Source organism: Mycolicibacterium boenickei, from assembly GCF_010731295.1.
GTDB lineage: Bacteria > Actinomycetota > Actinomycetes > Mycobacteriales > Mycobacteriaceae > Mycobacterium > Mycobacterium boenickei.
Map to the genome: position 1 here is coordinate 1743461 of NZ_AP022579.1, position 21383 is coordinate 1764843.

At 66.4% G+C, this 21383-nt stretch carries 23 protein-coding genes; 13 read left to right on the forward strand and 10 right to left on the reverse strand.

The annotated features are described in order from the left end of the window. Window positions 1-2: 2 nt before the first annotated feature. Entirely contained in the window at window positions 3-602 is a 600-nt protein-coding gene (locus G6N57_RS08100; protein ID WP_234815612.1) for a TetR/AcrR family transcriptional regulator, read from the reverse strand. A gap of 86 nt (window positions 603-688) precedes the next feature. Here G6N57_RS08100 and G6N57_RS08105 point away from each other — a divergent pair, with 86 nt between their 5' ends. Beyond that, window positions 689-2293: an FAD-binding protein gene (locus tag G6N57_RS08105; RefSeq protein ID WP_077740000.1), complete on the forward strand. Its 1605-nt coding sequence runs from the start codon at window positions 689-691 to the stop codon at window positions 2291-2293. Here the strand turns inward: G6N57_RS08105 and G6N57_RS08110 are convergent. Continuing rightward, window positions 2285-2911, reverse strand: coding sequence for a TetR/AcrR family transcriptional regulator (locus G6N57_RS08110; RefSeq protein WP_162563932.1), 627 nt, complete (start codon window positions 2909-2911; stop codon window positions 2285-2287). The genes G6N57_RS08105 and G6N57_RS08110 overlap by 9 nt on opposite strands. A gap of 68 nt (window positions 2912-2979) precedes the next feature. On the opposite strand from G6N57_RS08110, the gene G6N57_RS08115 reads away from it, so the two are divergent. The 3 genes from G6N57_RS08115 to G6N57_RS08125 are packed head-to-tail and all read left to right on the forward strand — an operon-like array spanning window position 2980 to window position 6336. Beyond that, entirely contained in the window at window positions 2980-4080 is a 1101-nt protein-coding gene (locus tag G6N57_RS08115) for a DUF1214 domain-containing protein (protein WP_234815613.1), read from the forward strand. Further along, window positions 4077-5318 (forward strand): sulfotransferase family protein, encoded by a 1242-nt coding sequence (locus tag G6N57_RS08120; protein ID WP_077740003.1) that lies wholly within the window; start codon window positions 4077-4079, stop codon window positions 5316-5318. Before G6N57_RS08115 ends, G6N57_RS08120 begins: the two co-directional genes overlap by 4 nt. Before the next feature lie 40 nt (window positions 5319-5358). Next, window positions 5359-6336: a glycoside hydrolase family 6 protein gene (locus tag G6N57_RS08125; protein ID WP_077741836.1), complete on the forward strand. Its 978-nt coding sequence runs from the start codon at window positions 5359-5361 to the stop codon at window positions 6334-6336. Window positions 6337-6348: 12 nt separating this feature from the next. Here G6N57_RS08125 and G6N57_RS08130 read toward each other — a convergent pair whose 3' ends face one another. From G6N57_RS08130 to G6N57_RS08140, 3 genes are all read right to left on the reverse strand, one after another. After that, the gene (locus G6N57_RS08130) at window positions 6349-6984 is read right to left on the reverse strand and encodes a hypothetical protein (RefSeq protein ID WP_077740004.1); all 636 of its coding nucleotides are present in this window, start codon (window positions 6982-6984) and stop codon (window positions 6349-6351) included. An 85-nt stretch (window positions 6985-7069) separates the two neighbouring features. Continuing rightward, window positions 7070-7849, reverse strand: coding sequence for an SDR family NAD(P)-dependent oxidoreductase (locus G6N57_RS08135; protein ID WP_077740005.1), 780 nt, complete (start codon window positions 7847-7849; stop codon window positions 7070-7072). A gap of 179 nt (window positions 7850-8028) precedes the next feature. Then, window positions 8029-8967: an SMP-30/gluconolactonase/LRE family protein gene (locus tag G6N57_RS08140; RefSeq protein ID WP_077740006.1), complete on the reverse strand. Its 939-nt coding sequence runs from the start codon at window positions 8965-8967 to the stop codon at window positions 8029-8031. Between the two features lie 75 nt (window positions 8968-9042). Here G6N57_RS08140 and G6N57_RS08145 point away from each other — a divergent pair, with 75 nt between their 5' ends. Together G6N57_RS08145 and G6N57_RS08150 are read left to right on the forward strand one after the other, a co-directional pair. Further along, window positions 9043-9657 (forward strand): TetR/AcrR family transcriptional regulator, encoded by a 615-nt coding sequence (locus G6N57_RS08145; protein ID WP_234815614.1) that lies wholly within the window; start codon window positions 9043-9045, stop codon window positions 9655-9657. 96 nt (window positions 9658-9753) lie between these two features. Then, window positions 9754-10038, forward strand: coding sequence for a hypothetical protein (locus tag G6N57_RS08150; RefSeq protein ID WP_133118302.1), 285 nt, complete (start codon window positions 9754-9756; stop codon window positions 10036-10038). On the opposite strand, the gene G6N57_RS08155 is transcribed toward G6N57_RS08150, so the two are convergent. Further along, entirely contained in the window at window positions 10013-10684 is a 672-nt protein-coding gene (locus G6N57_RS08155; protein WP_077740008.1) for an FMN-binding negative transcriptional regulator, read from the reverse strand. The genes G6N57_RS08150 and G6N57_RS08155 overlap by 26 nt on opposite strands. 1 nt (window position 10685) lies before the next feature. After that, complete coding sequence (locus tag G6N57_RS08160; protein ID WP_077740009.1) at window positions 10686-11285, reverse strand: helix-turn-helix domain-containing protein; 600 nt, start codon at window positions 11283-11285, stop codon at window positions 10686-10688. 153 nt (window positions 11286-11438) lie between these two features. On the opposite strand from G6N57_RS08160, the gene G6N57_RS08165 reads away from it, so the two are divergent. Further along, window positions 11439-13484, forward strand: coding sequence for a DNA/RNA non-specific endonuclease (locus tag G6N57_RS08165; protein ID WP_162563933.1), 2046 nt, complete (start codon window positions 11439-11441; stop codon window positions 13482-13484). Between the two features lie 12 nt (window positions 13485-13496). Here G6N57_RS08165 and thiD read toward each other — a convergent pair whose 3' ends face one another. Further along, the gene (gene thiD, locus G6N57_RS08170; RefSeq protein WP_077740011.1) at window positions 13497-14294 is read right to left on the reverse strand and encodes a bifunctional hydroxymethylpyrimidine kinase/phosphomethylpyrimidine kinase; all 798 of its coding nucleotides are present in this window, start codon (window positions 14292-14294) and stop codon (window positions 13497-13499) included. A gap of 91 nt (window positions 14295-14385) precedes the next feature. On the opposite strand from thiD, the gene G6N57_RS08175 reads away from it, so the two are divergent. Then, window positions 14386-15228 (forward strand): PhzF family protein, encoded by an 843-nt coding sequence (locus G6N57_RS08175; RefSeq protein ID WP_077740012.1) that lies wholly within the window; start codon window positions 14386-14388, stop codon window positions 15226-15228. Here G6N57_RS08175 and G6N57_RS08180 read toward each other — a convergent pair. Further along, on the reverse strand, window positions 15225-15824 hold the full coding sequence (locus G6N57_RS08180; protein ID WP_077740013.1) for a TetR/AcrR family transcriptional regulator: 600 nt from the start codon (window positions 15822-15824) through the stop codon (window positions 15225-15227). The genes G6N57_RS08175 and G6N57_RS08180 overlap by 4 nt on opposite strands. A 69-nt stretch (window positions 15825-15893) precedes the next feature. Between G6N57_RS08180 and G6N57_RS08185 the strand changes: the two genes are divergently transcribed. The 3 genes from G6N57_RS08185 (at window position 15894) to G6N57_RS08195 (ending at window position 18541) form a co-directional block, all read left to right on the forward strand. Beyond that, complete coding sequence (locus G6N57_RS08185) at window positions 15894-17057, forward strand: aromatic ring-hydroxylating oxygenase subunit alpha (protein WP_077740014.1); 1164 nt, start codon at window positions 15894-15896, stop codon at window positions 17055-17057. Between the two features lie 150 nt (window positions 17058-17207). Further along, window positions 17208-17768 carry a TetR/AcrR family transcriptional regulator gene (locus G6N57_RS08190; RefSeq protein ID WP_197908789.1) on the forward strand — a complete coding sequence of 187 codons (561 nt, stop codon included), beginning with the start codon at window positions 17208-17210 and terminating at the stop codon, window positions 17766-17768. After that, window positions 17765-18541 carry a hypothetical protein gene (locus G6N57_RS08195; RefSeq protein ID WP_077740016.1) on the forward strand — a complete coding sequence of 259 codons (777 nt, stop codon included), beginning with the start codon at window positions 17765-17767 and terminating at the stop codon, window positions 18539-18541. The genes G6N57_RS08190 and G6N57_RS08195 overlap by 4 nt, the downstream gene beginning before the upstream one ends. A gap of 124 nt (window positions 18542-18665) precedes the next feature. Here the strand turns inward: G6N57_RS08195 and G6N57_RS08200 are convergent, their stop codons facing one another. Continuing rightward, window positions 18666-19829: an LLM class flavin-dependent oxidoreductase gene (locus G6N57_RS08200; RefSeq protein ID WP_077740017.1), complete on the reverse strand. Its 1164-nt coding sequence runs from the start codon at window positions 19827-19829 to the stop codon at window positions 18666-18668. A gap of 208 nt (window positions 19830-20037) precedes the next feature. Here G6N57_RS08200 and G6N57_RS31640 point away from each other — a divergent pair, with 208 nt between their 5' ends. Together G6N57_RS31640 and G6N57_RS08205 are read left to right on the forward strand one after the other, a co-directional pair. Beyond that, window positions 20038-20205, forward strand: coding sequence for a hypothetical protein (locus G6N57_RS31640; protein ID WP_097925833.1), 168 nt, complete (start codon window positions 20038-20040; stop codon window positions 20203-20205). An 83-nt stretch (window positions 20206-20288) separates the two neighbouring features. Further along, entirely contained in the window at window positions 20289-21383 is a 1095-nt protein-coding gene (locus G6N57_RS08205) for a tartrate dehydrogenase (RefSeq protein ID WP_077740018.1), read from the forward strand.

Here is a 21383-nt window from a genome sequence, read left to right on the forward strand (position 1 = left end):
GATCAGCTTGACGGCGCGAGCCCGTTCTCGATGAGGTGCATGACCTCCTCGGCGACTTGGTCTTGCGTCTTCTGCGAGTCGATGACGTTGTGCAGCATCGCGGTCATCATGATGGCGCCGAAAACGCTGATCGCAGCACTCTCGGGGTCCGCGAGTTTCCGCAGCGAGCCGTCGGCGGCCCCGGCGTGGAGCACTCGGGCGATGGGTTCGTAGAACGCCTCTTGAACGGCCGTCGCGAGTTCGGGCAGTCGAATCGCGCGGCTCAGATCGCCGACCAGCGCCTGCGCGGTTGCCGGTCGGTGCATGGTGTGTGCGACCTGGACCTGGATCACGGCGGCCAGGCGGTCTCTGCCCGGTCCGGGGCCGTCGGCAGCCGTGGCGACGTCGCGGGCGAGCGCATCGAGGGAATCCCGGAAGAGGAAGGCCAGGATGTCGTCCTTGCCCTTGAAGTAGTAGTACAGCGTTGCCTTCGGGACGCCCGATGACTTGGCGATGTCCTCGATCTTCGTTTTCTCCAGCCCGCGGGCGGCGATGAGGTCGGTCGCGCTGTAGAGCTTCTCGGCCACCGCAGGGGGCACTGTTCGCCCGGTCTGTTCAGCCACGAGCGCAGTCTACGAGGGTCCTTGCGCAGAGTTTGTACTTTGAGTACAAACTAGGAGTTCAATGGGGCGGTCGATCAGGGAGAGCCATGGCAGAAACGCGCACAGTCGATGTCCTCGTGGTCGGATACGGGGCGGCCGGCGTTTCTGCTGCCCTGGAAGCGCGGGCGAGAGGCGCCGACGTGTTGGCGATCGACCGCTTCAACGGCGGCGGTGCGACGCAGGTGTCGGGCGGGATCATCTACGCCGGCGGCGGGACCTGGGTACAACGTCAAGCCGGTGTCGACGACACCGCCGATGCAATGTACGCCTACCTGAAGGCCGAGATCGGCGATGCCGTGCGCCCTGAAACGCTGCGTCGATTCGTCGACACCAGCCCGGCGATGATCGACTGGCTCACCGGACACGGCGTGCCGTTCGAAGCATCGGTGTGCCCGTACAAGACGTCCTACCCGAACAACAAGTACTACCTGTACTACTCGGGCAGCGAGAATTCCGGCCGCTTCCGCGCCATCACGCCGCCGGCGCAACGTGGCCACCGGGCCAAAGGCCCGGGAGCCTCGGGCAAGAAGATCTATCAGCCCATGGCCGAATCGGCGGCGGCCCTCGGGGTGCGCACGCAGTTCCACACCCGGGCCGTCGCGCTGTTGACCAACTCGGAGGGGCGAGTGGTCGGTGTCCGGGCCAGCACGCTCGACGGAGCGCCTGCCAGGGTTCGCCGCCGCTATCGCGCATACGCCGAACTCGCGATCAAACCGGGCATCTACTACCCGCCGCTGCGGGCCGCGATGGAAAAGCTCCTAGACCGTCTGGAGCGCAGGTATGCCCGCACTGTCGATATTCATGTGCGCCAAGCGGTTATCCTCAGCGCTGGCGGCTACATCGCCAATCGCGAATGGATCGCCGAGCACGCCCCTGAGTATCGCGACGGACTTCAGCTCGGCACCAGCGCCGACGACGGCAGCGGAATCGTTCTCGCCGCCGATGTCGGTGCCGCCGTCGATCGCCTCGACAACGTATCGGCCTGGCGATTCATCACCCCACCGAGCGCGTTCCTGGGCGCACTCGTCGTCGACGAAGCGGGGCAACGATTCATCGACGAGACCCGCTATGGCGCCGCCGTCGGGCACGCCATGATTCAAGACCATGGCGGCCGCGGCTGGATTCTGGCTGATCGGCGCCTGCTCGACGAGGCGCGAGCGCAACTTCCCAAGCAGGCCATCTGGTTTCAGCGCTTGCAGATGGAGGCCATGTTGCGCACCGACCGGGTCGTCGGGGACACGCTGGAGGAGGTGGCGGCCAAGGCCGGTGTCGATCCGGCAGGGCTGCGTACCACCGTGGAGGCCCACAATGCCGCGGCCGCGGCGGGGCTGCCGGATCCGCTCGGTAAGCCCGCCGAATTCGTGCGGCCTGTCGAGCAGGGGCCGTTCTCTCTGATCGCGATATCCATCAAGCGCAGCCTGATCAACCCGTGCCCGATGTTCACCCTCGGCGGCCTGATCGTCGACGAGGACACCGGTTCGGTGAAAACGCCTGCAGGTCAGTCGATTCCGGGGCTGTATGCGGCGGGACGCACGGCGATAGGCATCTGTGCCAACTCGTACGTTAGTGGGCTGTCGCTGGCCGACTGCGTGTTCTCGGGGCGGCGAGCCGCAGAACATGCCGTCGCACTGGAACCGGTGCCGTCACCGTGAGGCCTTCAGCGATGCCTCGTTGAACAGCGTTGACGACAGCAACATGGTGGTCACATGCTCGGCGAAGGCTTCCCGGTCGGAACCGAGGTTGCCCTCGGTCCATTCGATGAAAAGCGAGATGATCGCGCCGAACACGGTGGCGTACTGCATCTTTGCCCGTGCCGAGGACTTCCCGTCGGCCCCGCCGATCGGGACTCTCACGCCCGCCGGCGTCATCGAGCCGATGGAATCGCGCACAAACTTGCGCAGTCTCAGGTCGGCGATGGGCTCCACCAACAAGATTCGGCAGATCCGGGGATCGTCGGTGACGAGTTGTGCTGCCGCCCGTACGCCTGCCAGGGTGCGCGTGGGCAGATCGGCTGCCGGGTCATCTGCGGCGTTGATGGCGCGGCGCGCGTGTTCGAACGTGCTGCGGTAGACCTCGTGGAGCAGATCGTCGGTGTCGGTGAAGCTTTCGTAGAAGAACTTCTGGCTGAGCGAGGCCTCCCGGCAGACGGCGCGCATGGTCATCGCGGCCACCCCTTGGGTGCCGACCAGGTCGACGGCTGCCTGCAGCAGTCGGGCGCGGCGATCCGCCGATCGGGCGTCGGCGGCCAGGCCGCGGTACGGCCTTGACATGCCGCGAGCATAGCGGGCAGCATCCAATTTCGGAAGCATCTGCTTCCGGAATTGGGGGAGGGATGCCCGTGGCTGCGCCAAGTGGAGATGAACCCCGCGCCGAAGTCGCCGCGTGGAATTCGTTCGTCGACGGATTACGCACTGCGGGTGAGCAACTCGCGGCCGACACCGCGGACCTGCCGGAAAGCGAACGCGCCGACGGGTTCCGGGCACTGCTGCGCGCGGTGTCCAATCAACTGGGCCGCTTCGAAGTCGACCGCGACAAGCCGGAGTTCATCGCGTTCAACGGCTGGCGACAGAAGTTCCTGATGGACAACCCCGACTTCCAGTACTGGGTCGCCGATGTCCGCCCCGACGGCCGATACCGGATCCGCGGTAATCGAGGAGACGCAGCCTACGTCTCGATCACGGCCTACGGCGCCGCTGACGGCGACGCCCAGGCGATCTCCCGGACCGACAGTGATGCAATCACTTTCGACGCCGACGGCGGCTACGAGGTAATGGTCGGTGATGATCGGCCGCAGACCGGTGACTGGCTGAGCTTGCCCGCGCGTGCCACCGTGATCTGGGTGCGGCACTTTCACGACGAGGTGCAGACGAACCGCCTCGGGTGGTGTGCCATCGAACCGGTCGAGCCGCCTCCGGTCCCGGCGCCGATCGACCCGGCGCGGTTCAGAAAGCATCTGTCGAAGGCGTCGGCGGCCATCACGCACCTGCCACGCATCTGGGCTGCCGCCTCGGCAGCCGATCACAAGTCCCCGAACCAGCTGCGGCACTGGACCGAGATGACCGGCGGTGCGGTGTTCACCGAACCAGCCATCCACTACGTGCGCGGCGGCTGGCAGTTGGGTGCTGATGAAGCCCTGATCATCGACGGAGATCTGGTGCCGTGCCGGTATTGGAACATCTTGGCGTACAGCAGATTTCTCAACTCGCTGGACTACCGGCATCGGCGGGTGTCCTACACCGGGGCCACCGCCCACCTCCAGGGCGGGCGCTACCGGTTCGTTCTCTCGGCGACCGATCCCGGCCCGGCGGCCGGCGACTGGATCGACACCGAAGGGCGCGCATTCGGCATCGTCGTCATGCGGTTCCTGCAACCCGAACACCAGCCCGTCGTCCCTGCGACACGCGTCGTGCGCCTCGCCGACCTGGTCGAGCGCGCATGACCACCTGGACCGCGCCCGCGCGCACCCCGGAGGCGCGCAAGGCCTACGCCGCGGCCGAGGAGGATCGGGCCGTCCGCCCTGACCGCTACCGGCTTGGTGCCGACGCCGTCGACATCGTCATCGACCGCGGCACCCGCGGTGCGGGCGCCGGCGTGCTCGGCGACCCCGACCAGTGGCGTCCGGGCCTGGAACAGTACCTCGCGTCGGCCGAGGAGGACGGCCGGCTCAACGCACTCGGCGCGCTGACCGCCCAGCGGACGGCGGCGGGCCGGCTGGCCGCCCGCGTCGCGATCACGCGATATCTCCAGGAGCACCCCGCCACCGAACACCGCCCTGTCCTGCCCCCGATCATCATCACCGGCGGCTGGCGCACGGGCACCACTTACCTGTACCGGCTACTCGACCGCGACCCCCGGTTGCGCGCACCCCTGCCCGCCGAGCTCGGTGCTCCCTGGCGGCTGCCCGGCGACCTCGACCCCGACGAACGCGCCCGGCGCCTCGACGCTGCGGCGGCTGGCCAATACCTGCTGCACGTGCTCAACCCCACGATGGCGGCCGTGCACGATTCCGGCCCCAACCTGCCCGAGGAGTGTGTGCTAGGCATGGGCACCACGCTGCGCAACTGGGGATTCGCGGCCACCACCCGGCTGGACAGCTACGCCACGTGGCTCGCCGGACAGGACTTCGCGGCCGAGTATGCGCAGCACCGCCGGATGCTGCAGATCCTCGACGCAGCCGACGGACGCCGCTGGGTTCTCAAGGCACCGGCGCACACCGCAGAGCTCCGCCACGTGATAGCGACCTATCCGGGTGCCTGCGTTGTCCAACTGCACCGCGACATCGTGGAGACCGTCGCCTCCGGCGCGAGCCTGTTCGCGACGTACCGATCCACTTACAGCGACCACGTCGACGGGGCAGACGTGGGTCGGTTTCAAACCGAGCAGACCGCACTGTGGCTACGCCGCGCGATGGCCGCCCGGGCCGCGGCGTCGACCGTCACCTGGCTCGATATCCAGTACACCGACCTGGTCGCCGACCCCGAGGCTACGGTGCGCCGGATCTATGCCGGGGCCCAGATGGCGGCCCCGGACATCGCAGGCATGCTCGCCGAGCATCACCGCGCCCAACCGCGTGACGGCAGGGGCAGGCACCGCTATCAGCCCGAGGAGTTCGGCCTCGACCCGGACGAATTGCGCGAGCGGATGAGCTTCTACACCCGGACGCCGGCGGGGGAGTGACTGGCGCTTCTCGCGTCCTCCCATTACTTTCCCTGAGGTGATGTCCTCAGCTGCTGGCGCAGTCGCGCGGTTGATCTTCCCTTTTCTGACAGTTGCCTCCGTGGTCGGCGCGGGTCTCGCCGCCGGGCCGGGGCCGACGGTGCGCCTGGCCAGTGACGGCAACCCGCTCGAGGGCCACTCGTTCTACGTCAACCCGTCGTCGAAGGCCGCGCGCGCCGCGCAGGGGGACCCGAGCCCCGAGCTGCAGGCGATCGCCAACACGCCCACCGCCTACTGGATGGACAACGTCTCCAACCCCGGGGTGGACGCCAAGTACATCGCCACGGCGCAGGCCGCAGGCACCATGCCGATCCTCGCGCTCTACGGCATCCCGCATCGCGACTGCGGGAGCTACGCGGCCGGCGGCTTCGGCTCGGCGGCGGCCTACAAGGGCTGGATCGACGGCGTCGCGGCCGCCATCGGTGGCGGGCCGGCCGCGGTCATCCTCGAACCCGATGCGCTCGCCATGGCGGACTGCCTGTCGGGCGATCAGCGCGAGGAACGCTACAACCTGATGAGCTACGCCGTCGACACGCTGACCCGCAATCCGGGCACCGCGCTCTACGTCGACGCGGGCCACTCCCGGTGGACGGCCGCCGGAGAAATGGCCAACCGGCTCAACCGGGTCGGCGTGGCCAAGGCACGCGGCTTCAGCCTCAACACCGCCAACTTCTTCACCACTGAAGAGGAAATCGGGTACGGCGACGCCATTTCGGGCCAGACCGGCGGCAAGCCGTACGTCATCGACACCTCGCGCAACGGTGCCGGACCGGCCGAAGGCGAGATGTACTGGTGCAACCCCAGCGGCCGGGCCCTCGGCGCCGCGCCGACCACGGCGACCGGAAACGGAAACGTCGACGCGTTCCTCTGGGTCAAGCGGCCCGGCGAGTCCGACGGCTCGTGCGGCACGGGCGAGGCGTCGGCGGGCACCTTCGTCAACCAGTACGCCATCGATCTCGTCCGCAAGGCGCACGGGTAAGCGAAGCGGCGGCTACTGCGGCGGCGGAGGGGGAGGCGCCGTCTCGCATTCGGCGAGCATCGGTGTGGAGAAATCGACCGATCCGACGCCACCGAGCGTCATGCCGTTGTCGCGCAGCGTCATCGTGGTCGTGTAGCGGCAGGTCTGGTTGACCGTCAGGCCGGTGAGGAACTCGACGTCGTAGGTGTAGAGGAACGAACGCACCAGCTGGTTGGCGTCCCACGGCACGTCGAGGGCGAAGCCCAATGACGATGCGGACAGGGCGTTGAGCAGCCGCGGGCCGGCCTCGCCGATCCCCGGTGTCAGATAGAACGGGGCACCGTCGAGCTTCGTGCCGGACACGCTGACACTTCGGATGCGATAACCGGTGGTGCCCGATGGGATGAGCGGGCCGCGTCTGATGTTCGTGCTGAACAGGATTGAGTAGTTCGTGCCGCCGACGATCGCTGTCGTGCTGAAACTCGTCGAGGTGAACTCCTGCGGCAGTTGTGCCGCGCAATTGCCGACCTTGCCTGCTGGGTCACCACACTCTTGAGGTGCCGCCAGCGCAGCGGGTGCCACCACGGCGGCTCCGATGACCGGCACGGTGACGGCAGCGCCGCGGATGAACGTGCGTCGGGAGAACGCACTTCCTGAACGATTCGTCATTGGTCTTCCTCCTTGTTCGCTCGTGTTCTGTTTGCCTCCACTTCGAAGCTACAAGGGTGACCAGCGATTTGGCGGGGATTGGCGACTAGCGGAACGAACCGGCACCGCCGTCGACGAGGAGCGTCTGCCCGGTGAGATAGGTGGAATCGTCGCCGATCAGGAAGGCCACGACGGCGCCGATGTCGTTGGTGGGATCGCCGATTCGCTTGAGCGAGGTGCTTCTGACCACCGCTTCGTACTGTTTTGGTGCCATGTCCCGCAACACTTTCAGCCCGTCGGTTTCGGCGAGCGGGCAGACCACGTTGACGCGGATCCGGTCGACGCCCCATTCCAGTGCGGCCACCTTGGACATGCCGCGAATGGCTTCCTTGGCGCCGGCATACGCGCCGAATGAGTGGGTGCCCACCGTGCCCGCTGCCGAGCCGAGGTTGACGATGGATCCGCCCCCGGCCTTGACCATGACGGGGTGAATCGCCTGCATGAGACGGAAGCTGGCGCCCGGTCCGGTGTCGTGGACCCGCTCGTACTCCTCGGCGGGGATGTCGACGAAGGGGATGGGCCCGGCGCTGGCGACGGCGTTGTTGACCAGTCCGTCCACCGTTCCGAATGCGTCGAGGGCGGCGTCGACGATGCGTTGCGCACTGTCGGCGTCACGCAGGTCCGCCACCACGGATGCGACCTCGAATCCGGACTCGGTGAATTCGGCTGTGGTGTTTGCCAATACGTCACCGAGGATGTCGGTTACCAGTACGCGGGCCCCGCGGGACAGCAATGCGGTGGCGATGCCTTTGCCGACACCTCGCGCGGCCCCGGTGACGATCACGGCGTGGCCGTCCAGCGAGTGCGGATGGCTGTAGGAGGACATGGCAGTTGCCTTTCTGGAGTCGACCAGATTTGGCACGCTAGCCCATAAGCTCAAGCGCTGGCGAGGAAGTCGAGAAACGGGCGGCGTCACTCGAACTGCTCAGCCTCGCCACGTCGTCCCCGCCTGGATCGAGAAGGCAGGAGTGCCCTATGCGTACGCCGCGATCGCGGTAGCGCCGCTCAAGTGACCGGCACCAGGTCGGTGCCGGCCGGGGGCTGGAGGCGCCGCAGCTTGCCGTCGATGGCCGTGACATACAGGGCGTTGCCGTCAGGTCCGGGGGCTACCCGCACCGACGTCGGCCCGTTGGGTGGCAAGGCGAGCTGGCTGAGTCCTGTGGCGATCGCGCACACCCGACCGGTGTCGGTGTTGACTGCGTAGACCTCGCCGGAGGTATCCCCGGCCACGTACAACGTCCCGTCGCGGGTGGCTTGCATATCGTCGGAGCCGGCGATCAGCCCGGGCAGCCGTGCCACGGTCGAGGTTGCGTTCGGCTTGTCGAGCGGGAGGCGTATAACCGTTGACAGGGCCGAGTTCTCGGTGAAGAGTGCGCTGCCGTCGGGAGTCAGTGCGAGACCGTTGGGCAGCGGCGTGGATGACCAGGTTTTCGTGTGCTGCCCGGTGCTGGGGTTGTACCGGCCGATCCCTCGCGGCGGGACGGTGAGTTGCGAGAAGATCAGATCGCCGTCCGGTAGGAACAGCAGTCCATTCGGTGAGGGCAGCCCGCTGAGCAATGTCGTGGCCTGTCCGGTGGTCAGGTCCAGGCGCTGCAGTGTGCCGCGCGAGGTGCCGGGGCTGTTGCCGGTGAGGAAGTACAGGCTGTCTCCCGAAAGTCGCAGGCCCGCAGGATGATCGAGGCCCGACAGCACCGTGGTGCTGGATCCGCCGTCGTCGACATGGAGTAACCGGCCGTCATTGATCGCGCTCAGATAGAAACCTCCGCGGCCGTCGGGTTCGAGGTTCTCCAGGGCGCCCAGACCGCCGGCCACCGTGGTCATCTCCCAGGGTCGGCACGCGCCCGTCCGTGCGTCGGCGCCAGGCGTTGCGCGTGCGGCCGGCGTCGCCGTCACGAACAGTGTCGCGATGGCGCACGCCACAGCCCCAATTGTCTTCTGCCGCATCAACTCACCCCTCGGTCGTCCCCTGTCCCAATTTGATACCTTTTAGTATCGAATGCCAAAAGGTATCATGGATCGGTGACCAAGGACGAGGGCCAACCGGCGCGGCCGATGACGCGGCGACGGGTCGAGACCCGGCAGCGGCTACTTGACGCGGCCTTTTCGGTCTTCGCCGCAAAAGGATTCGGGCGCACCAGGATTGATGACATCTGCCAGGCTTCGGGGTACACCAAGGGTGCGTTCTACTCGAACTTCGGCACTCTCGATGAACTGTTCTTGGCGCTGTATCGCGAACAATCACGTGAATTCGCCGAGCACACGGTGAGATTCCTGGCTGCCGAACCGTTCGACTCGGTCGAGGCCACGATCGAGGCCTGGGCGCAGGATCTGCCCATCGATCGGGATTGGTTGCTGATCAACACCGACTTCGTCCTGTATGCGGCTCGCCGACCCGATGTTCAGCTGGAGCTTGCGGCAGAGCGTTCGCAGATGCGCGAGGATTTCGCTCGCATGCTGGCCGGCCACATCGGTGATCGGGTGGCGGAGCTCCCACAGTCGCTGCCGACGCCGGACGATATGGCCCGGGCACTGGTCACCGTCTACGACGGTGCCATCTCGCAGCTGATCCTCGACATGGACGAACAGGCGGTGCGCAAGCACTTCGCGGACATCGCCAGCGCGCTGTTCCGGTAGAACTCACACTCCGGTGGGCATCAGTGTGAACAGCTCCTTACCGGACGGATACGGCCGGGAAACTGGATCGCCGAGCGGCGCTGCGACCGTGTGACGATGACGGCAGACCCTGTTGATCCACTCTGGCTTCGGCCGGTGGCCGTGCCTGCGCCGGTGGTGAACCTGGCCCCACGGGCCAGCGCAGATGTGCGTCAGGCGCAGGCGTTCATCGCCCTCCTCGAGGCTGAAATGGCCGACCTCCAGTCGCAGTTGGCGCGGATCGACGATCGTGTCAGAGCCGGGCGCCCGGGAGCGCATCATCACCAGAGCGCGGTGCGTACGCGAGTCCTTGAGGTCCGGCGCCTCCTCGACGCCCTCATCTTCCGCTTTCCTTCCGCCTGAGCTTCCAGTCGCCGATCGCCGCCAGGCGGCGGCGCTGCTGGGCTGCGGCCGCGGAGTCCAGGCGGTGGCCCCGCTGTTCAAGGTGGTCGATCACCCGCTCGCGGTGCTCGACCGGATTCGCGTCGTCGTATTTGAATTTGGCCTCCACTCGCAGTACCTCGAGGCGTATGCCGCGGATGCCGGGCAGCATGCGTCCGTACGGGTCTTCGCCGTCGGAAACAGCGGCGTGACGCCCTTCGGGCTGGCAGTCTGCGAGTTGAGCGGCCAGGATGCGGGCCTTCTCCTCCGGATCGTCCAGAATCGTTGGGCGGCAGACAAACTGAACCGACGAGTAGTAGCTCGTCGGGACGCCGTCCTCATCGGGACCGCCGGCCTTGGCGCGCCAGTAGGTGGGGATGTAGGCATAGTCACCGATCACCGTCAGACGCACTTCGGCTGCTGCTTCCAGGTGCGGCCAGATCGGGTTGGGCCGGGCCAGATGCAGCAACAGGTGGGCTCCGGCGTGGGTGAAGTGGGTCGGCACCATCAGCGGTGCGGCGGCCGGGTCGACGTTGTTGACCGCGAGGATGCCGAATCGCTCGGTGCCGGCCAGCCAGTTCCGCCATTCGGCCTCGTCGAGGGCGGCATCCCACGGGTGGATCAACATGTCACTCTCCTTGCCGTCGCTGGGCGGTGCCGACGCCGGGCTCGAACACCGTCAGCGCGAACCGGGCGCGAATGTCACGTGGATTGGCGTATGCGTGGTCGACGTCGCCCGGGAAGGACACCGCGTCCCCGGCTTCCAAGGTGATGACCTGGCCGTCGACCTCGACGGCGATCGTCCCCTCAAGCACGTGGATCAGCTCCTCGGTCCCGGCGGCGTGAGCCTCGCTGGCGTGGCGATCACCGGGGCCGAGCCACCAGTCCCACAGTTCGACGACATCCGGCGGGGTGGTGCCGGCAACCAGGACGCCGCGGCCCCCGGCCCCGCCGGTCCACAGCTGTGCGCCGTCCCCGGCGCGGACGACCTTGACCGGACGTGCCTCTGGCGGCTCGACCAGGGCGGGCAGCCCGACGCCCAGCGCATCGCTGAGTCGCAGCAGCGTCCCGACACTGGGGTTCACCTCGCCGTGTTCGACACTGATCACCATTCGCCGGCTGACCGATGCCGCGGCCGCAAGCTGATCCAGCGTCCAGCCTCGGGCCGCGCGCTCCTGTTTCACGCGGGCGCCGATCGCGATGGCCAGTTTGGCGGCGGCCTCATCCATTGGTGCAATATAACGCACTATGAGTGCATTCATGGTGATGGGCTATCGGCTACCTCTATCCAGCGGAAACGAGTAGTCGCCTACGCGTGTGCGGACCAGGTGCGGGGAAAAGACTTGATGCAGCGATATCCCGACGCACACGAGGTAGCCGTCATGTCGAACGTCTTCATGGATCCGGACCACTGCCGGTTGGTTCGCCGCGTCGCCGCGATCACCGCAGGCGACCTGACCTCGACGCAGATCAGCAAGGTCGTGGACGGCGACCTGGACCTGCTCAAGGCCCTCCCGCAGTCGGGTAAGGACAAGGTGGCCGCTCTGGTCAAGCCGCAGATGCGGGGAGAGCTGGAGAAGATCATCGGTCCGACGACCGATTTCGTGCCGATCTATTACGTCGAGATGGCGAGGGTGTCCGCGCAGGCGGTGGCGCGCGTCATCGACGGAAAGCGGCGGCCGCTCGGCACCGGGGTGATGGTGTCGCCGCGGTTGTTCATGACCAACAATCACGTCATCGCCGACGCGCAGAGCGCCGCCTCGACCTCGATCCAGTTCAACTACCAACTCGACCTCGACGACGTGCCCGCAGCGGTCACGGAGTTTCGGCTCGACCCGGCCACCTTCTTCTGGACCAGCGACGAGAACGAACTCGACGTGTCGCTGATCGCCGTCGGACCGCGCACCGCGGGCGACGGCAAATTGCCCGACTTCGGTTGGAGTGCAATGTCATCGGCGCAGGACAAACACGCCGAAGGTGACCACGTCACGATCATCGAACATCCCGACGCCGACTACAAACAGATCGCCTTGCGGGAGAACCGGGTGATCGGCCGCGGCAAGAAGGGGGTCACGCTCTACTACGCCGCCGACACCCTGCACGGCTCAAGCGGCAGCCCGGTGTTCAACGACCAGTTCAATCTCGTCGCCTTGCACCACGCCGGCGGTGGCCACAACGACACCGAGCTCGAAGACGGCCAGCCCGTGCCCGACGACTGCAATGAGGGCATCAGGATCAGCGCGATCGTCGACGCCCTCCGCGCCCGCCACGACCAATTGCCGGCTGGGTTAAGGGATCTGCTCGCCGAAGCGCTCAACCCACCGGCCGCCGCCACTGCGCTGGAGGGGACCGCCGTCGTTGTCAATGCGTCGAACGGGGCCCCGGTCGTCAGGACGGCCCCGGCGGTGGTGACCGCCGACTTGTCGTTGCCCCGGCTGACCATTACCGGCAACGTGGCCGATCTCAACTCGGCGCCACCGGCCATCGCCATCACCACCGACGACGCGAGCGCCGTACAGCCAGCGGTCCTCGAGCGAAATGACGCACCCAACCCGGATTACAGCAACCGTTCCGGCTACGACCCGGACTTCCTGCCCAAAGCTGTTGCGGTTCCGTCGATCCCGGCGAAACTGCTGGCGCGGTGCGCGGTGCCGAAGGGCCTCAAACGGTCGTCGGCCAACGTGGTGCTGCGCTACCACCACTTCAGCCTGGTCATCCGCGCCGATCGGCGCATGCCGCTGTTCACCATCGTCAACATCGACGGCCGCCGACTGCGCAAGATCAACCGCGAGACGGGGGAGGTCGAAGCGGTCGAAACCTGGTACACGGATCCGCGCCTACGACCCGAACAGCAGCTCGACCAGGATGTGTTCGAACGGCAGAAACCACGACTGTTCGACCGCGGACACATGGTGCGCCGCCTCGATCCGGCATGGGGCAGTCCGGTCGCCGCGAAACAGGCCGCCGACGACACCTTCCACTTCGCCAACTGCTGCCCGCAGATCTCGGCATTCAACCAACACCTGTGGGCGGGCATCGAGAACTATGCCCTCGACAACGCCGGTGCCGAGAAACGCCAGATCACCGTCATCACCGGGCCGGTATTCGGTGAGAATGATCCGCTGTACCGGGGTGTCAATGTGCCACGGCAGTTCTGGAAGATCGTCGTACGGGTCAGCCCCGAGGACGGCGATCTGCGTGCCACCGCATTCTTGGCCGATCAGAACGCGGCGCTGGACGCGGCTTTCGGCTCCGATAACGAATCCTTCACCGACACAGACAAAGTGGTGATGTTCCAGAAATCCGTTTCCGACATCGAACGCCTCGCCGGGCTCTCATTCGGAGCGCTTCGTGACCACGACACGATGACGGTGGGGCTTGAGGGCATTGCCCCCGTGCTGGATTCGCTGGATGACGCCGGCTGGTAGAGCAGACCCCACTCAGCGCGTCGCGCCCTGCCATACGGTGTCGAACGGCGCATTGCCATTGATCCGGTCGACGATGCCGGCGGTGGTGAAGTCCTTGGCCTGACGCACGGCCTCCGGGACACTGGATCCCTTGGCCAGGGCGGCGGTGATCGCTGCCGCCAGAGTGCATCCCGCTCCGGCGACGCGCGCATGCCCGACCTTCGGTGCGCGCAGGATCTCGGCGTCCTTGCCGTCGAAGAGGACGTCGACCGCGTCGTCACCGGGAAACTCCACCCCGCCCTTCACCACGACGTAGCCCGGTCCCAGATCGGCAATGCGTCGGGCCGCTTCGACCAGGTCGTCGATCGAAGAGAGGGCATCCATCCCTGCGAGCGTGCGGGCCTCGAACAGGTTCGGAGTGACGACGGTGGCCAGCTGCAGGATCTGGCGGCGCAGTGCGGTGTCGGTGTCGAGCGCGGCGCCGGGCTCCTGTCCTTTGCAGATCAGCACTGGGTCGACGACGATGTGCCGCCAGGTTTGGCCGGCGAGGGCCTCCGCGACGACGTCGATGGTCGCCGGGGTGCCGAGCATGCCGATCTTGACGACGTCGAGGTCGTAGGCCGACGTCGCCGCCTCGATCTGATCGGCGATGACTTGTGGGTCGACGGGCACGAACCGGTGGCCCCAGTTGGCCTTGGGGTCGAACGACACGATGCACGTCACCGTACCCACGCCGTAGGTCCCGAACTCCTGGAAGGTGCGCAGATCAGCTTGCAGACCGGCGCCGCCGGTGGCTTCGGATCCGGCGATGACATACGAGAGGTCGACCACGTGGGTGAGCGTACGCCTGAGCTACGAGCGCCCAAAGTGAACTCGGCGGATACTGGCCCACGTAGCCACGCTCTGCAGAATTGGGAGGACCATGGCCCGTCATCGTGCATTCGCCCAGGTCGACGTGTTCTCGCGCACCCCGTACCTCGGCAACCCCGTCGCGGTCGTGCTCGACAGTGAAGGCCTCGATGACGTTGCCATGCAACGACTTGCACGCTGGACCAATCTGTCGGAGACGACCTTCGTGCTGCCCCCGACGCACCCCGAGGCCGACTACCGGCTGCGCATCTTCACCCCGGGCAGCGAACTTCCGTTTGCCGGGCATCCCACCCTCGGCTCCGCCCACGCCTGGCTGGGACACGGCGGCCAACCCCGCCGGGGGGGCCGCGTCGTGCAGGAATGCGTTGCCGGACTCGTGGAGATCCGGCAACGCGACGGCGAACTGTACTTCCAGGCTCCGCCGACGCTGCGGTCCGGACCGCTCGCCGAGGAGTATCTGGATCAGATCGTCGACGGCCTCGGACTGGCACACACCGACGTCGTCGCGCACCAGTGGGCGGACAACGGTCCTGGTTGGGCTGTCCTGCTGCTGGGTAGTGCGCAACGAGTGCTCGAACTGGAACCCGATTTGGCCCGCATTCCCACGGCCATGGTCGGCGTCGTCGGGCCGTATCCGGCCGGGTCGGCGCACGACTACGAGATGCGTACTTTCGCGCCCGGTGTAGGTGTTCCCGAAGATCCGGTGTGCGGCAGCATGAATGCCTCAGTGGGGCAATGGTTGACGAGTACCGGCACGGCTCCGGCTCAGTATCGGGTGTCCCAGGGGGCGCGGCTCGGCCGGTCCGGCGAGATCAGCGTGGTGGCTGAATCCGATGGGTCGGTCTGGGTCGGTGGTGCCACCACCACCTGCCTCGAAGGTGTCGCCACGCTCTAACGCGCGTGCGCGGCCACCGCCGGCGCCACCCAATCCCGCAGGTAGGTCCGCAGTCCGGTGTTGTGGCGGGACGGCCCTCCCGGATCGACGATGAACGACTGCAGCGTCCGCAGCATGAACTCGACCAGCTGGTCGAACACTTCACCTTCGAATCCGACTGCGGCCCAGTCGATGTCGAATCGCTGCAGGATCGACTTGCCGAACTCGATGGCCAGGTCCGACGTTACGCCGGCGGTGAAGGCGCTGGCCTTGCCGGGCTGCAGGACCAGGCTGAGGTACCGGTCGTGTGGGATCTGTTCGGCGGTGTAGGCGATGCCCTCCACGACGGCTTCACTGGGGTCGGTGATCGAACCGAGCTCTGCTGCCAATCGATCGAGAAAGCCGTCCACCGAGGAGACGGCGGTGGCGACCATGAGGCTCTCGAGGGTCGGGAAATAGCGGTACACGGTCTGGCGGGTCACTCCCAGGGCCTGCGCTACCTCCGACACGCTCACCGTGCCGCGCGCGTCGATCGCCTGCCGGGCCGCGCCGATGATGCGTCCGACGGCTTCGTCGTCGTCGGCGGGAATGTCGCCCGACCAGCCGTGCCTGCGCATCCGTTGATCGTCGCATGAACGACGGTCCGATCTTGACAATACAGTTGATAGTCATTGTATGGTCAGGTCATGACCGTCAGCCCAGTCAGCAGCACCGATGAACAACTGACCCGCCGTGCGCTGCGGCATGCCGTCGAGGGGACGACGGATATGGCCGAGGCGGTGCTGAAGGTGCCGCTGCACTACTACCGCGACCCGAAGATCACCGAGATCGAGGAATCCCAGATCCTGCGCCGGGTTCCGCTGGCGATCGTGCCGTCGGCTCAGATCGCGGAGAAGAACGACTTCGTCGTCCGTTCGGTGCTCGGGGACTCGCTGCTGGTGACCCGGGACCGCACCGGCGCCAGCCACGTCTTCCTCAACTACTGCCGCCACCGCGGGGCGATGCCGGCCTGCGGCTCCGGAAATGCGTCCCGTTTCGTCTGTCCGTACCACGCGTGGACCTACCGCAACACAGGTGAGCTGTTCATGGTCCCGGGCAAAGCGGGCTTCGACACGATGGACCCCGCGGAGTACGGCCTGGTGGAGTTGCCGTCCGAGGAACGCTACGGCTTCGTCTGGGCCGTGCTGACCGCGGGCGCGACCATCGACCTTGGCACCCACCTGGGGCCGCTCGGAAACGAACTGGCGCAATGGAATTACGAGAGCTACGGCTACCACACCGACCGCGAGTTCTCCTCAGACGTGTCGTGGAAGGGTGCGCTCGAGGCGTTTGCCGAGGGCTACCACTTCCCCTTCGTCCACGGCGAGAGCCTGATTGGGCAGAACACCCTGCCCAACACCGCGATCTACGACGAATTCGGCCGGCATCACCGCATCGGCTTCCCGTTCAACTGGATCAAGAATCTCGCCGATGACCCGAGCGCCTCATTCGACCCGTCGGCCAACATGGGTGTCATCTACTGGGTCTACCCGAATCTGATCCTGGCCAACAGCCCGGTCGGCGTGGAGATCATCGACATGCTCCCCGAGGGCGAACCCACCCGCTGCACGGTGCGGCACAGCTGGATGGGTCGTATCCCGGCGACGACAGACGAGATGCGGGCGGCTTACGACGCGGTCTATGAAGGCGTTCATGCCGCAGTGCGCGACGAGGACTTCGCCATGCTCCCGCAATGCGGTGAGGGCGTTCGCCACGGTCAGCACGACCATATGATCATCGGCCGCAACGAGATTGCCGTTCAGCACATGATCAAGGTGTTCGCCCAGGAGTTGGGGGTCGCGCTGGCTTGACTGGGCCGGCACTCTTAATGCAAGTACTTCTTGCGTTAAGAGCCATCAGCTGTCATCCTTAACGCATGCGGTACTGGCGTTAGGGGTTTGGCGATGATTGACGACATTCGACGGAGGCCCGGTGGCCGTTCCGAGCGGGTCCGTCGAGCTGTGGCTGAAGCGACACTCGGGGTCATCGCCGAGAAGGGCATCGCCGACTTCACGGTCAGCGACGTCGCGGCACGATCCGGCGTCCACGAAACGTCGATCTACCGGCGGTGGGGCAATCGCGAGAATCTGATCACCGAGACCCTGCTCGGATACAGCGAGCAGGTGATTCCGGTGCCCGACACCGGGGCGCTCGACACCGACCTGCGCGGATTGCTCGAGGGGATCGCGACGTATCTGAGCGGCCCCGTCGGGCGAGCGCTGGCGCAAGCATTGGCGTTCAGCGGTGAGGAGTCGCGCTGGGCTGCGGTGCGGCGGGAGTTCTGGAGCGGACGGTTGGAGTTGGTCAGAGCCATCATCGACCGGGCCGTCGATCGCGGGGAGTTGCCGGCCGGCACCGATCCGCGTCTGGTCCTGGAAACCCTCGTCGCCCCACTGAGTTTCAGAACCCTCGTCACGCGCCAGCCGATCGACGACGGTCTGTGCACACGTCTCGTCGAGCTCGTGCTCGCCGGCATCCTGCCGCGCGACCCGATTGCCAGCGCAGCAGGTGGGAAACAATGACCGAGATTGCGATCCAGACGTTCATCGACGGGCGGGCTGTCAGCCGCGCCGATGTCGAGCACTGGGAAGCGCGGCGTGCCAAGGCGGTTCTGGCCAAGCTGGGTTCACGACTGGGGCGGCGCGCGGTCGGCGAAATCCTTCCCGGCGTCGACCTCAACATCGTGACCGGCCGGGGCCTGGACGCGCAGCGGGAAGTGCTGTGCGCATTGAAGTCGGGGCTCGGTCATGCCGGCATCTACGCAATGCTGCGTCGTGAACTGGCGATGTCCGAACGTGTCGCACGCCTGGCGGTGGCCGGCAGTCGCGGCAGAAATGTCTACAGCACAACCAGACTCGTTGCCGGCGGAGTATCCGCCGAGGAGTTCGGCGCCTGGTTCGACGGGCTCACCGCGACGAACGACGAGAGTGCGATGGTCCGGGCCTGCCCCGACCATTACCTGCTGCGGGGACTGCCCGATGGGCGGCAGGAAGTCGTCGAGACCACGGGAGGATCACCGACCCCGACGCGGTTCCTGGTCGATTACGCTGCGGGCGAGTCGGTTTCCGTACCGGTGAAGCCCGAATACCCGGTGCAGATCGCCGGGCGGGCGGTCCTTGACGACGGCCTGGTCATCGGCGGGGTCCGCCACCAGTTCCGAGACCTTGACGGTGCTATGGAGGCACTCCTGACCGTCGAGTTCCCCGGGTTGTTCCCCGCCCGCATGGTCGCCGCGCACTGCTGGCACCTCGCCGTCGAATTCAGCAACTGGATCATCGCTTCAACGGCCGCCTAGCCTTCGACGTGCGCCGATTTCTACCGCTGGGTCGTGGTCCTTGCCGAAGAGCCGCCCAGGTGTAGAAAACGGCGCGGCAGAGCAGCCCAGGTGTAGAAAGCGGCGCCACAGCCACCAAATCCTGTTACGAGTCGGCCTTTTCGGCCTCGTACTTCTGCGACATGTGGGCGATCGCGTCGATCTGAGACTGGGCCAGCCCGTCGCGTACCTGCCCGGCGCGCGCCGCGGCGTCCAGGGTCGGCTGGGCCTGACCCTGAAAATGCGGCATGACCTCTTCGGCGAACAGTTCTGCCGAGCGTCGGGTGGCAGCGGGATTGGCCCAGTCCGCGGCCATCTGCAGCATCGATCCGAAACCGCCGGACTGATCCCACAGTCGCTGCACCTGGGCACGTGCCCGTTCCGGCGTTCCGATCACGCCGGCGCCGCGATCGTTGACCGCGTCGATCATTGCCTCGATGGTGTCTCCCGGCATGGTCATCTGCGGGAATGCCGCGACCTTCTGGAAGTAGTTGAACCAGGCCTCGATGCCGTACCGGACCTCGGCGCGCGCCTGGGCATCGGTCTCGGCGATGTGGAACGGTCCGACCAGTGACCAGTTGCTCCGGTCGATCGTGGTGCCGAACGCCGCCGCCCGCTCCTCGGCGATGTTCCAGTGATGGGCCAGCGCATCGAATCCGGCCTCGCTCAGTGTGGCGCCGATCGACAGCAACCCGATGCCGTGCTTACCGGCCAACCGGGCACCGGTCGGGGAGGCGACGGCGGCGACCGACAACGGGATCCCTCCTTCGGAGTACGGCGCCAATTGCAGTTTCGCGTCGAACAACTCGTGCGTGGCGGTCTTGGCGCTCACCGTTTCGCCTGCGAGCAGCCGCACCATGATGTCGAGGTTGGTTTCGAGCAGTTCCCGGGTATCGGTCGGGGTCAGCCCGATCATGGCCGAGTCGGTGGGCAGCGAGCCGGGCCCGACGCCGCCGATGATGCGGCCGTGGGTGAGGTGGTCGAGCAGCATCAACCGGTCGGCCGCCCACAGCGGGTTGTGGTACGACAGCGAGATCACCCCGGTGCCGAACTTGATCCGCTTGGCCCGGGCGGCCGCCGCGGCGATGAACACCTCGGGCGAGCTGATGATCTCGCTGCCCGCCGAGTGGTGCTCACCGATCCAGACTTCGTCGTACCCGAGGGCGTCGAGGTGCTCGACGAACTCCAGGTCCCGGTGCAGCGCCAACGTCGGGTTGGTGCCCGGGCGGTGGAACGGGGCGATGAAGTAGCCGAACCGGAGTCGGGACACGAGGCCTCCTTGCCGCGAAGTGTGTGCTTGTCACAAAAACTAGTCCGTTCCTGCCAGCCGCCGCTCAATTTCTGCCATCGGAATTAACTGCGCTGACCTGCATGTTGTGGAAGTCAGACCGGGTAGGAATCCCCCGAACCGGAGGACAAGACGTCCGAACCGCGACACACACGCCACGGCTCGAACGCCCAGAACGAAGGGCTTCGAAATGAAGAAGTTTGGTTTTGCCGGAATGATCGTCACCGGGTTCGCCGCCGCTATCGTCGGCCTGGCCGCCCCGGCGCAAGCCGACATCTCTCACCACCAGTGGGTGCACGACATCCAGCAGCATGCCAGCACCGGCGCCGTCACACCGGTGTTCGGCAACGGCCGCTGACGTACGACACCAGCGAGGGGCGCCCATACCGGGTGCCCCTCGCTTTTCGTTGGCGCCGAATCGCCGGAACGTAGGGTGGCGGCATGACCACCACCCATCGGCTCGCAGTGATCCCGGGCGACGGCATCGGCAAGGAAGTGGTGCCCGAAGGTCTCAAGGTGTTGGAGTCGGCGGCGGCCGCCTTCGGTTTCGCCATCGACTATGAGCAGTTCGATTACGCGTGCGCGGAGTACTACACCGACACCGGCGCCATGCTGCCCGACGGGTGGTTCGACGAGTTGAACCGGTTCGACGCGGTGTTCTTCGGTGCGGTCGGCTGGCCGGACGTTGTGCCCGACCACATTTCGCTGTGGGGAAGTCTCCTGCAGTTCCGCAGGCACTTCGATCAGTACGTCAACCTGCGCCCCGTCAAACTGATGCCCGGAGTGAGAAGTCCGCTCGCCGGCCGTGAGCCCGGCGAGGTGGACTTCGTCGTCGTCCGGGAGAACACCGAAGGCGAGTACTCGAGTATCGGCGGCAGGATGTTCGAGGGCACCGACCGCGAGACGGTGCTGCAAGAGACTGTGATGACGCGGGTCGGTGTCGACCGGATTCTGAAGTACGCGTTCGAACTTGCCCAACGTCGGCCTGACAAGCATCTGACCTCGGCGACGAAAAGTAACGGTATCTCCATCACGATGCCGTACTGGGACGAACGTGTCGAGCAGATGAGCGCGCGGTTCCCGGATATCGAGGTGGACAAGTTCCACATCGATATCCTCGCGGCGAATTTCGTGCTGCACCCGGACTGGTTCGACGTCGTTGTCGCGAGCAACCTCTTCGGTGACATCCTGTCGGACCTGGGTCCCGCGTGCACCGGCACCATCGGTATCGCCCCGAGCGGAAACATCAACCCGGAGCGGCGATTTCCGAGTCTGTTCGAGCCGGTTCACGGGTCTGCGCCCGACATCGCCGGACGTGGAATAGCCAATCCCATCGGGCAGATTTGGAGCGCGTCGTTGATGCTCGACCACCTTGGTGAGCACGCCGCGGCCGCTGCGATCCTGACGGCCGTCGAGGATGTGCTCGCTCGCGGAGGGGATGTCCTGACCCCCGACATGGGCGGTTCCGCGACGACGAGTGTGCTCGGGACCGCGGTCCGCGACCAGCTACAGGCGAATCTTGCTGGGGCGCAGTAG